The organism is Gordonia sp. 852002-50395_SCH5434458 (assembly GCF_001665905.1).
Taxonomy (GTDB): Bacteria; Actinomycetota; Actinomycetes; order Mycobacteriales; family Mycobacteriaceae; genus Gordonia; species Gordonia jacobaea.
Genome location: NZ_LZTC01000014.1, coordinates 25,636 through 35,784, shown reverse-complemented (window position 1 = coordinate 35,784; position 10,149 = coordinate 25,636). Strand labels below are relative to the sequence as shown.

10 protein-coding genes are annotated in these 10,149 nt (G+C 65.0%); 5 read left to right on the top strand and 5 right to left on the bottom strand.

Annotation, left to right across the window (positions count from 1 at the left end; genetic code table 11):
* Nucleotides 1-806: 806 nt before the first annotated feature.
* Complete coding sequence (locus tag A5785_RS03040) at nt 807-1,790, bottom strand: hypothetical protein (protein WP_156527983.1); 984 nt, start codon at nt 1,788-1,790, stop codon at nt 807-809.
* Between the two features lie 515 nt (nt 1,791-2,305).
* Here A5785_RS03040 and A5785_RS03035 point away from each other — a divergent pair.
* Both A5785_RS03035 and A5785_RS03030 read left to right on the top strand, forming a co-directional pair.
* Nucleotides 2,306-3,328 carry a TauD/TfdA family dioxygenase gene (locus A5785_RS03035; RefSeq protein ID WP_082946521.1) on the top strand — a complete coding sequence of 341 codons (1,023 nt, stop codon included), beginning with the start codon at nt 2,306-2,308 and terminating at the stop codon, nt 3,326-3,328.
* Between the two features lie 164 nt (nt 3,329-3,492).
* Entirely contained in the window at nt 3,493-4,629 is a 1,137-nt protein-coding gene (locus tag A5785_RS03030) for a type IIL restriction-modification enzyme MmeI (protein WP_156527980.1), read from the top strand.
* Between the two features lie 30 nt (nt 4,630-4,659).
* On the opposite strand, the gene A5785_RS23190 is transcribed toward A5785_RS03030, so the two are convergent.
* The 4 genes from A5785_RS23190 to merA form a co-directional block, all read right to left on the bottom strand.
* Nucleotides 4,660-5,979, bottom strand: coding sequence for an AAA family ATPase (locus A5785_RS23190; RefSeq protein ID WP_231895418.1), 1,320 nt, complete (start codon nt 5,977-5,979; stop codon nt 4,660-4,662).
* Nucleotides 5,907-6,500 (bottom strand): organomercurial lyase, encoded by a 594-nt coding sequence (merB, locus tag A5785_RS23605; protein ID WP_231895417.1) that lies wholly within the window; start codon nt 6,498-6,500, stop codon nt 5,907-5,909. The genes A5785_RS23190 and merB overlap by 73 nt, the downstream gene beginning before the upstream one ends.
* Nucleotides 6,501-6,570: 70 nt before the next feature.
* Nucleotides 6,571-6,981: a MerR family transcriptional regulator gene (locus tag A5785_RS03015; RefSeq protein ID WP_004018624.1), complete on the bottom strand. Its 411-nt coding sequence runs from the start codon at nt 6,979-6,981 to the stop codon at nt 6,571-6,573.
* A 34-nt stretch (nt 6,982-7,015) separates the two neighbouring features.
* Entirely contained in the window at nt 7,016-8,452 is a 1,437-nt protein-coding gene (merA, locus tag A5785_RS03010; RefSeq protein WP_004018625.1) for a mercury(II) reductase, read from the bottom strand.
* A gap of 122 nt (nt 8,453-8,574) precedes the next feature.
* Here merA and A5785_RS03005 point away from each other — a divergent pair, with 122 nt between their 5' ends.
* The 3 genes from A5785_RS03005 (at nt 8,575) to A5785_RS02995 (ending at nt 9,961) form a co-directional block, all read left to right on the top strand.
* Nucleotides 8,575-8,961 carry an ArsR/SmtB family transcription factor gene (locus A5785_RS03005; RefSeq protein ID WP_004018626.1) on the top strand — a complete coding sequence of 129 codons (387 nt, stop codon included), beginning with the start codon at nt 8,575-8,577 and terminating at the stop codon, nt 8,959-8,961.
* Nucleotides 8,958-9,245 carry a hypothetical protein gene (locus A5785_RS03000; protein WP_064864497.1) on the top strand — a complete coding sequence of 96 codons (288 nt, stop codon included), beginning with the start codon at nt 8,958-8,960 and terminating at the stop codon, nt 9,243-9,245. Before A5785_RS03005 ends, A5785_RS03000 begins: the two co-directional genes overlap by 4 nt.
* A gap of 146 nt (nt 9,246-9,391) precedes the next feature.
* Entirely contained in the window at nt 9,392-9,961 is a 570-nt protein-coding gene (locus tag A5785_RS02995) for a type 1 glutamine amidotransferase domain-containing protein (RefSeq protein WP_064864495.1), read from the top strand.
* Nucleotides 9,962-10,149: the final 188 nt, after the last annotated feature.

Below are 10,149 nucleotides of genomic sequence, written 5' to 3'. Positions count from 1 at the left end.
CCTTGAGACAGACGGTTCGGAAGCTTGGGTCTTCCAGGAGGTGCGGCCGTCATGGCTCGATCCTCTCGATAGACTTTGCAACCACAACGTATCGCCGTTTCACTCATCGGACAGGGCGGGCGGTGGTCTAGCTGCGATTCATCTGCTGCAATATGCAGTGGTTTACTTGACATAATCGCTATTATCGGCTGAATAGGTTGGCGCGCAACGGATTTCGTCACCAATGACGAAATCTAGCGAGTCCCGAGTTCCGGTGACGGAGCTGCTACTGCTGGCTGCTTACACAACAAAACAACCGGCCATCAACTACGAGCACGGCTTCAACCCGCGCAACTCCGCCAGCGACGGCGTGAATCCCACACCACACGCGCTGCCAACATCGACACCGGTGAGGTTAGCGCCCGTGAGGTTGGCTCCTGCAGACGGTCCGCGCTGGACCGATCCCGAACAAACCGCAGATTCTCCAAGCGCTCAGCGCGTACATCCGCGGCCGCCGCGATCTCGTGGTCACGATCAGAACGACGATCATCGAGCCACGCCCCAGCAACCAACACGATCACCGACACGATAAACGCGACCACCACCTCAGGAACCCACCACGGCGGATCACCCCACCACACACGAAACCGCGACCACTGCGAGGGCGCCGGCGGCGTCGGCGGCGAAGGCGTAGGAGGTGTAGGAGCGGGTTGAGGTGGCGTACCGGTCACAGCCGTGAATTCTCTACCGACCTTTCCGCTTGCACCAATCGAAACCCTTCAGTGACTACCGGACTCACCCCGGCTGTCCACAACACCGCCGCCGATTCACTGGTTTATGAAGGTATCGGCTGGACCAGCCTCCGGCCGGCTGCGCAGGGGCTTTCTCGGTGGGGCGTGGTCTTGAAATCTGAGACGTTCCGATGGCCATTCGATCAGGCCGATTGCCTCAGTCTTGATCTCACGCACGGCCCGCAGGTCCTTCACCTGGATCGCCCACCGAAGATAGGCGATATCGTCTACCTGCCGAAGACACTGCAGTACACCCGCAGCCAGCTGCGAACTATGCACCCGGTGCTGGCCGACGAGATCCTGCAACACCCACCAACTCACGTACTGGCTTCGCATTTCAGCGTTGGGGCGCCCCAGAAACGCCATGCGGATGCTATTCCGGAACCGGCTCTCAAGGAAGTCGACGACGCCGCCCGATCCTCCGCTCTTGGAGGCGGCGACGTTACGTCCCTCGCGCTTCACAACCCGCTTAGGCAACGTTCCTGGCCTCTCAACTGGCCAGCGATGAGTATGTGTCGAGATCCGATCGGGAGTCTGTTCCCTCAGATCGGGGTAAACCGCGTCACTGTAGAGCCATTCCAAGAAGTCCTCGGCCGATCGCCAGCCCTGTTTCCCCTTCATTGGTCGTCCGAGAAACGACAGTGTGTACAGGATGTGCGCAATTCGGTTGGTCTTGCGAAGTTGATACTCCACCGCCTCGCGTACCTGCCAGTCGTAGATCCAAGAAAGAGGACCAGACGATCCCGTCGCTTTGGCGATCTTGCCGTATTCCTTGCCAGTAACAGGTTTCGCATCCGGTAGGACTTCCCACTTCAGTTGGGCGATTGCACCAGCCACGGCGTTATTGATCTCCTGTGGCGACAGACGACCCACGACCCCTTCACTCACCTCGCGGTGGAGCCTAGCCGGGTCGAACGGCTCGATCTGGATCTTGTCGTCGCCGCTATGCCGAATGTGGACGTCCTTCTCCAGTCTCCACCCCACTCGCTCTTCCTCGGTGTGGAAACTGTGGCCTGCCACCGCCCGGCACTGGACCTTGCGTCTAGTGCGACCCGGCGCCAGTTGATTCGTGCTGACCACGCGAGTCTCGCTACCACACATAGGGCACTGCATGACTCCAGACGTTATCGTGCGACCGGATTGATGTCCGCGCAAAGAGCACCGGTGCGACGATGGCGCAACAGGCCATCACTCGATCTTGCTGAATCGGGCACCGACAGGATTTCGGTTTCTACCGAGGGAGATCTGACGCCACAACTCACCCACCAGCTTGGGAATACACCCACATACGGACCAATTGGGCAGTCGGCTTGCAGAAGCGTTGTGGCGCTGTGAACCCGTATGCATACTCGTCAGTACGAGACACGAAACTGCTTGGGCAACCAAACCAACCAAGTCGCGACTCGGCCACGCACCGGCACAACGTGCCGCGGTGGCCGACGGCCCCTTGGAAGGCCGCCGGCCGCGATTCACCCATGGGCGACAGCAGTCGCCACTAGACGCAGCAAACGTTCTAAGTGAATGCGAGTCTCAGTATGACCACAACCATGTTGGCTTTTCCAGCCGACGACGAAAACGGACCCAACAAGCCATGGCCGACCGTGTTTACGCGCACGGTCGGCGACCAGGAGGGAAACGCGATCGCAGCGGTGGCTGCGATGATGGGCATCGACGCCCTCGCCGATCCCGAGGGTTACGTACGGCAGGCACGACTTGTCAGTGCGCACCTTCCCGCCGACCTCCGGCAAACACTGGTCGACTTCGAATATGTCGGAGACGGTTCATTGTTGATCCGCGGACTCAAGATCGGACCGATCCCCTCGACGCCACAGTCGCCGGCCGACGACGTCACCCACCGCACACTGCTCGCCAACACGACCGCACTGTTCGTCTCGGTGATCGCGAACCTGGTCGGATACCGAGCAGAGTCCTGGGGTCGGATCTGTCAGTGCATTGTTCCCACCGAAGCCGACATGCACCGCCAGACGTCGACCGGCTCGGAGACGATTCTCGAAAGCCATACCGAGCAGGCCTTCAATCTCGTGACGCGCCCCGACGTTATCGCCTTGGGCTGCAATCGCGGCGACCCGAACGCGGCAACATACGTCTTGTCGGCACGCGCGCTGCAGCGGCACCTTCCGAGTTGGGCGGTGGGGCTGTTGCGGGAACAGAAGTTCTACACGCGAGTCGATCCGTCGTTCATCGACGGCGGGGTTCCCGACGAGATCCGTGGCCCGCTCGCGGTTCTCGGCGGCCCGGACGACGATCCGATCCTCACCTACGACGAGGACCTGATGTGGTCGGACAGCCCCGAACATCAGGCCGCGCTGGCTCTCGTCAAGCACATTTGGACCACCAGCCGTGAGAGCGTGGTACTTCAGCCAGGCGATGTGTTACTCATCGACAACAGCCGCGCAATCCACGGCCGCTCCGCATTTCATCCCCAGTTCGATGGCGGTGATCGGTGGCTGTGCCGATTGCAGGGCGTCTACAACCTGGTCATGACGCGCCACGCTCGTCGTGGAGCGTCACCGATCATCGAGATAAATGGCTGCTGACCACGAGGCCCGTTAACGGGCCGGACTGGGGCACGTTTGACCCCACCACACGATGGGCCGGACATGACATGTCCGGCCCATCGTCATATTCACGCAAGCACCTCCGGGGAACACCAGGCCGCGGGCACCCGCCCGCGAAGACCGACCCGGTAGCGTTGCTGCGCGTGGCGACTGTGAATGCCGGACCTCGGGCCATGCTGATGGACCGCCTCGTGAACGCGACTGGAGCTGTCCGCAGCGAAGCGACCATCCAGTCCGACGTCCGCATGCTGCTCCTGGACCCCATGCTTGGCCTCGCCGAACAGGACCTCGAGGTCGACCTGGAAACCCATGTCGGCCATGGCCGCCGCATCGACGTCGAAGTCGGCCGCACCGTCATCGAGGTCAAACGCACCCTCGCCTCACCCACCGCCATCGCCGCCGCCCACGCGCAGCTCGCCGGGTACGTCACCACCAGGTCCACCGACATGGGCCAGCGATACGTCGGCATCCTCACCGACGGGCGACTCTGGATCGCCTACCACGAGGTCGACGGCGACCTCGCCGAGGCAACCAGAACCACCAGCACCCCCGGCACCACCGGCGCCGAGGACCTCCTCCGGTGGCTCGAAGGTGTCCTCGCCACCCAAACCTCCATCCGCCCGACCCCGGACGAAATCGCCAAACGCCTCGGCGCCACCAGCTCCTCCCACGCCCTGGACTACTCGACCCTCGCCGCCATCTACGACAACGGCAAGGACCTCCCCACCGTCCGCCTGAAACGAGAACTCTGGGTCAAACTGCTCCGCGGAGCACTCGGAACCCAGTTCGTCGACGACGACGGCCTGTTCCTCGAGCACACCCTGCTCGTCAACTCCGCCGAGATCATCGCCCACCTCGTCCTCGGCCTCGACGCCGAAGACCTCGGCCCGGCGACCCTGCTCTCCGGCGACCAGTTCGCCGTCGCCGGCCTCCACGGCGTCGTCGACCGCGACTTCTTCGACTGGGTCATCGAGGTCCCCGGCGGCCACAGCTACATCACCTCGATGGCCCGCCGACTCGCCCGATTCGACTGGTCCGCCGTCGAACACGACGTCCTCAAAGTGCTCTACGAATCGGTGATCTCCGCCGAAACCCGCAAAGCGCTCGGCGAGTACTACACCCCCGACTGGCTCGCCAACCGCATCGTCACCGAAGCCGTCACCGACCCACTGAACCAACGCGTCCTCGACCCGGCAATTATGCGAAATTTCTATGTCTCACGAGACACTGTGCACCGCGAACGGTTAAGCTCCCGGCAAGCTGCTTATACGTTCGCTTGACGCACGCAGCGCTTCGCGGTAACCACAGTGTTACTCGGTCGCCTCTAGGTACTGTTTGCGCGCATCCTGCAGTTCCTTCCAATGAGTTTCAAGACTGGACAGGCTCGGACCGACTCCAAGGGTCGGTAGTGGTTGGGAATGCGCCTCGGTGTATCGGCAGGCGTCCTCGAATATGCGGGTCACAACCTCGGAGGCGGCCGGCAGTGCGCCTACCTTGATCTCGCGGAGCGTCGTCATTCGGATGTTGGGCTGTAGCCGCTGCGATACGCCCTTCAGCAGCTCCGTTTCCGTGAACACTTCACACCATGACCTGATCCAGCTATAACCCTCGCGGACCAACGCTGCGCGTGCCTCGCCTTCCACGGCGCGGGCGGCCGAGATCGTTTTGTTGATGTTGGATTTCAGGTTTCCGAGTGAATCCCAGCGCGGGCCAGACGCTCTAGCGACCTTGCCCTTTCCATCCTCATCTGTCACGTGAAAGTAGGCGCACCGCTTCGACGTTTCGAAGAGAGACAACAACGTGGCCGCAAAGAAGACATCATGTGTAAAGACGATCACCTGATTGTGTTCGGCAAGGCTCGCCATCCGGCGGGCAACCTCGTTAATGCGCCTATGGTCCAGGCTGGAGACAGGATCATCGAAGATGACCGGTGCTGTGATCCCCGCCAGGCGAGCCTCAGCAAGGAAATCGGCAAGCGCCAGTACCTTTTGTTCTCCCTCAGACAGAATCTTGGAAGGCTTGTGCTGACCCGCCAGGGTCTTGCGACGTTGCGCTCGCCCTTGCCGGCCGACGAACTCAACCTGGAGCCCAGGTGCCCGCAGTGCGTCGCATTCCTCAGCGAAGAGCTTGTCGAAGCTCTGGTTGATGAGCTGGTCGCTCGCAGCCTTTGCGAGCTCCGTCACCGACCGACCCAAAGAGGAGAACTTGCCGGCCAAGACACGTAGTTTGTCCGACTCCTTTGCCCGTTCTACCTGGGCCTGAATCGTTGTCCAGGACTTCGTCAGCTCCGCGGCCGCCGTCAGCTCCGCTAACTCAAGTGTCTTCTCGCGAAGAGCATCGGCGCGGTTCTCCGCCTGTGTCTTCAGATCCGCGATCACTGCCTCAACGGATGCGTGTGCCTCCGACACGTCAGAGCTGAGGGCCGACACACCCTCCATGCTGGAGGTGTCTATGGGGCCTAACGCTCGAATCGCTTCCGCCGCAGCAATAGCGGCGTCTCTGATGCGGGATAGTTCGGCGTCGAATGACGGCTGGCCGGCTCCAGTCCCGTGATCATCTATGAACGCGTTGATCTCGTTGAGTTGGATCGCAAGGATCGGTGCCGTCGCACTTCTGATGCTCTGTTCCACAGAGGCGATGTCGGAGCTGATCTTGTCGGTGAGGTACTCACCGTACTTTGAGACAAGGGCCTTGGCTGGATCCGGTCGGGGTCGACGAAGGCCACCATCGCGGTGGCCGGTTCCAGGTCGCTGACCCCGGTGACGGGGTCGATGGTCAGGCGCACGGTGGTGCCCGTGATCGGGCAGTCGGATTCGATGCAGGCGGGTGCGCCGATGACGGCGGGGAAGATGAGGGTGTCGGGGGCACACCAGGTGTAGAGCTGGTGGCCACCGACGCTGAACCGGTGCGGGGTCGGGTTGAGGGTCAGGCCCCAGCCGACGATCCGGCCGGCCTCGTCGTATTCGACGTCGGCGCCGATCGGCGTCTGCGCGGGGTCGAGGTCGGGCACTCCCGCGGCGGCGGCGAGTTCGGTGACGGTGACCGGGGTGCCGTGGGCGAGCAGCCGCAGCGCGGCGCGCATCAGCGCCCGGTCCCGGCCGGCGGGCAGGATCTTGGCGAAAACGTCGGCAGTGAGGTTGTCGGTACTCATGGGATCGGACTCCTCGAGGGCGATCGGACAGTGACGGTGCCGACGGTAGGGTCTGTCCCCGGGGTGAGGGTCAAGCCCGTAGCTCGCATCCGCACGGGTCACCGGCCCAGCACAGGTCGTCGGTGGCCAGATGCGCACGGTGTGCGGTTTCGAAGGCGTCGATGCGGTCGAGGATCTGCTCGGCATCGGCGATGCGCTGGCGCAGCCGCTGCCGCGACCGCTGCAGCAGCTCGGCGAGATGGGCGCCGACCGAACGGCCGTGGTCGTCACGGTCGGTGGAGGTGAGCTGGCAGATCTCGGCGATGGTGAGCCCGAGGCCGCGCAGCTCGCCGATGAACCGCACGCACCACTCCGCGTCGTCGGTGTAGAGGCGGTAGCCGGCCGGGCTGCGGCCCAGGGTGTAGATCAGGCCGAGGTCGGTGTACTCGCGCAGCGCCTTCACCGGCACCCCGGTGCGGGCCGAGAGGTCCCCGATCGTCATGTGTCCGTTCATCACTGCCTCCCGTCCGACGGCGTCAGCCTGCGCAGCAGGACAGTTTGGTGACGTCGGTGGTGAAAGTCTGCGCGGTCAGTTTCAGCGCTTCGGCCATGGTCAGGTACGGCGCCCAGGTGTGGGCGAGCCGGTCGACGGTCAGACCCGCGGTCATCGCATAGGTGGCGGCGGTGATCAGGTCCCCGGCGCCGTCGCTGAGGGCGTGCACGCCCATGATCCGGCCGGTGCCGGCTTCGGCGACGATCTTGACCAGGCCGCGGGTGTCCCGGTTGACCAGCGCCCGCGGCACGCTCGACAACCCCAGCACCCGGCACTGGCAGGCCAGCCCGGCCGCGGCGGCTTGCGCGTCGGTCAGTCCGACCGAGGCGATCGCGGGGCTGGTGAACGTCACGCGCGGCACCGTGGTGTAGTCCAGGACGCGATCGGCACCGGCCAGGGCGTTGTCGGCGACCAGGGTGCCCTGCGCGGCGGCCACGTACACGAACTGCGGATCCCCGGCCACGTCCCCGGCCGCCCAGATGCGCGGATTGCTGCTGCGCTGGCGGTCGTCGACCACGACCGCGCCCCGCTCGTCGACGGCGACGCCGACCGCATCCAGGCCCAGCCCGGCGGTGTTGGGGCGGCGGCCGGTGGCCATCAGCACCTGCTCGGCCCGCAGCTCGGTGCTGGCGCCGCCGCCGGTGCGCACGGTCACCACCTTGTGCCCGTCGTCGGCGAGGACCTTCTCGACGGTGGCGGTGGTGAGCACGTCGATGCGCTCGTGGGCGAAGACGGCCTCGAGCGCGGCCGAGATTTCCGGTTCCTCACCCGAGGTCAGCCGGCTACGCGCGATCACCGTGACCTTGCTGCCCAGGCGGGCGAACAGCTGGGCCTGCTCGAGCCCCACATAGCCCGCACCCACCACGATCAGCGACTCCGGCAGCTGCTGGAGGTCCATGGCGGTGGTCGAGGTCAGATACCCGGCCTCAACGAGGCCGTCGATCGGCGGAGCCCAGGGCGCGGCACCGGTGGCGATCAGATACTGGTCGGCCTCGATCACCCGTACACCGCCCTCGGCGCGCGCGACCCGCAGCACGGGTGCCTCGGCGCTGCCGTCGAACACCGCGGTGCCGGAGACGATCTCCCACCCGTAGTCGGCGGCCAGGTCGACATACTTCTCCGCCTGCAGCTGCCCGACCAGCGCGTCCTTGCCCGCGATCAGGGCGGGGAAATCCAGCGGCACCTCGGCGGGGGTGAGCCCGGGGAACCGGCCCGCCGCCTCGGCGGCGTGGCGGGCCTCGGCGGCGGCCAGCAGCGCCTTCGAGGGCACACACCCGACGTTCACGCACGTGCCCCCGACCGTCCCGCGCTCCACCATCACCACCCGTTTGCCGAGGTTGACCGCGGCGATGGCGGCGGCGAACGCCGCCGAGCCGGAACCGATGATCGCCAGATCGGCGCGGGAATCTGTCAAGGTCACGAGGGTGCCTCCTGGTCGGGCAACCGCTGAACCGACAACGGCTGCTATTCGTGTTGACGAATATCTACCGGAACCATATTATGCGCTTATCCGAATAGTTCAAGTCTCGTGGAGGCGATCCCATGGCCCGGTCCACCACCGCCACTGTCACCGTGCCCGGTGCCGAGTCGGCGTGTACGCATCTGGATACGACGGCGAAGTTTTTTCGCGCCCTGTCGGATCCGACCCGGCTCAAGCTCCTCGAATTCATCCTCGCCGGGGAGCGCACCTCCGCCGACTGCGTCGAACACGCCGGCATCTCGCAGCCCCGGGTGTCGGTACACCTGTCCTGCCTGGCCGACTGCGGGTATGTCCTCGCGCGCCGCGACGGGAAGAAACTGCGGTACTCCGTGGGTGATCCGCGGGTAGCTGACCTGGTGATGCTGGCGCGGTCGCTGGCGGCCGACAACTCCGCCGCGCTGGGCTGCTGCCCGCGCATCCCCGCCGCGGACGGTAGTGGGCGGCGATGAACACACCCGACAACAAGGCGATGAACACACCCGACAACGACTCGGGCGGGTTCGGTGGTCTGCTCGCAGTGGCCGGTGGCGTGCTGGTGATGGTCGCCTGCTGCGCCGGTCCCGCCCTGATCGCCGGCGGCGTGCTCGCCGGTCTCGGCGGTGTCTTGACCAGCCCGTGGCTGCTTGCCGCAGGCGTGCTGGTCGTGGCCGCCGCCGTCGGCTACACCCTGCGGCGCCGCGCCCGTAAGGCCACGGGGTGTTGTCCGCCCCGACCCGGATCGGATCGCGGCTGACAAGGCGAAGCCGTCCTGGATCGTCTCCCACGAGATCTCGCTGGAAGAGGCCGCCGACGCCTACAGGAACTTCGACGCCAGGTCCGAGGGCTGGACCAAGGTCGTCATCAAGCCGGGTATGTCCAGCGGAAAGAAGGCGAACTGACATGGCAGCAGATCTGCAGGGCAGGAGAGTCGCGATCCTCGCCGCGGACGGGGTCGAGCGCGTCGAGCTCGAGCAACCCCGCGAGGCACTGGACCGGGCCGGCGCCCGGACAGAGGTCCTCTCGGTCGGCGAGGGCGAGATCCAGGCCCGCGATAACGATCTGGATCCGGCGGGGACGTTCAGCGTCGACGGGCTGGTGGCCGAGGCCTCGGTGGCCGATTACGACGCCTTGGTGCTTCCGGGCGGGACGGTGAACCCCGACCAGCTCCGGGTCGACGAGGACGCTGTCGCGTTCGTCCGCGACTTCGTCGAGAGTGGCAAGCCCGTGGCGGCGATCTGTCACGGACCGTGGACGTTGATCGAGGCCGGTGTGGTCACTGGTCGCACCTTGACGTCCTTCCCGAGCATCCGCACGGACCTGCGCAACGCCGGCGCGAACGTCGTCGACCAGGAGGTCGTGGTCGACAAGAATCTCATCACCAGCCGCTCGCCCGACGATCTGTCGGCGTTCTGCGACGCGATCGTGTCCCAAATCGAGGGCACTTCGGTACAGGAAGAGGTGTCGTCATGAGTGTGACCAAGGGATTGCTGGTCAGGTTCGACGCGTTGCCCGGGAAGGAGGACGAGGTGAGAGACTTCCTCGACAGCGGCCGTGGGCTTGTCGAGGGATAGCAGGCCACCACCGCGTGGTTCGCGATCCGCCTCGGGCCGACCTCGTTCGGTATCTTCGACGTCTTTCCGGACGACGCCGGACGACGC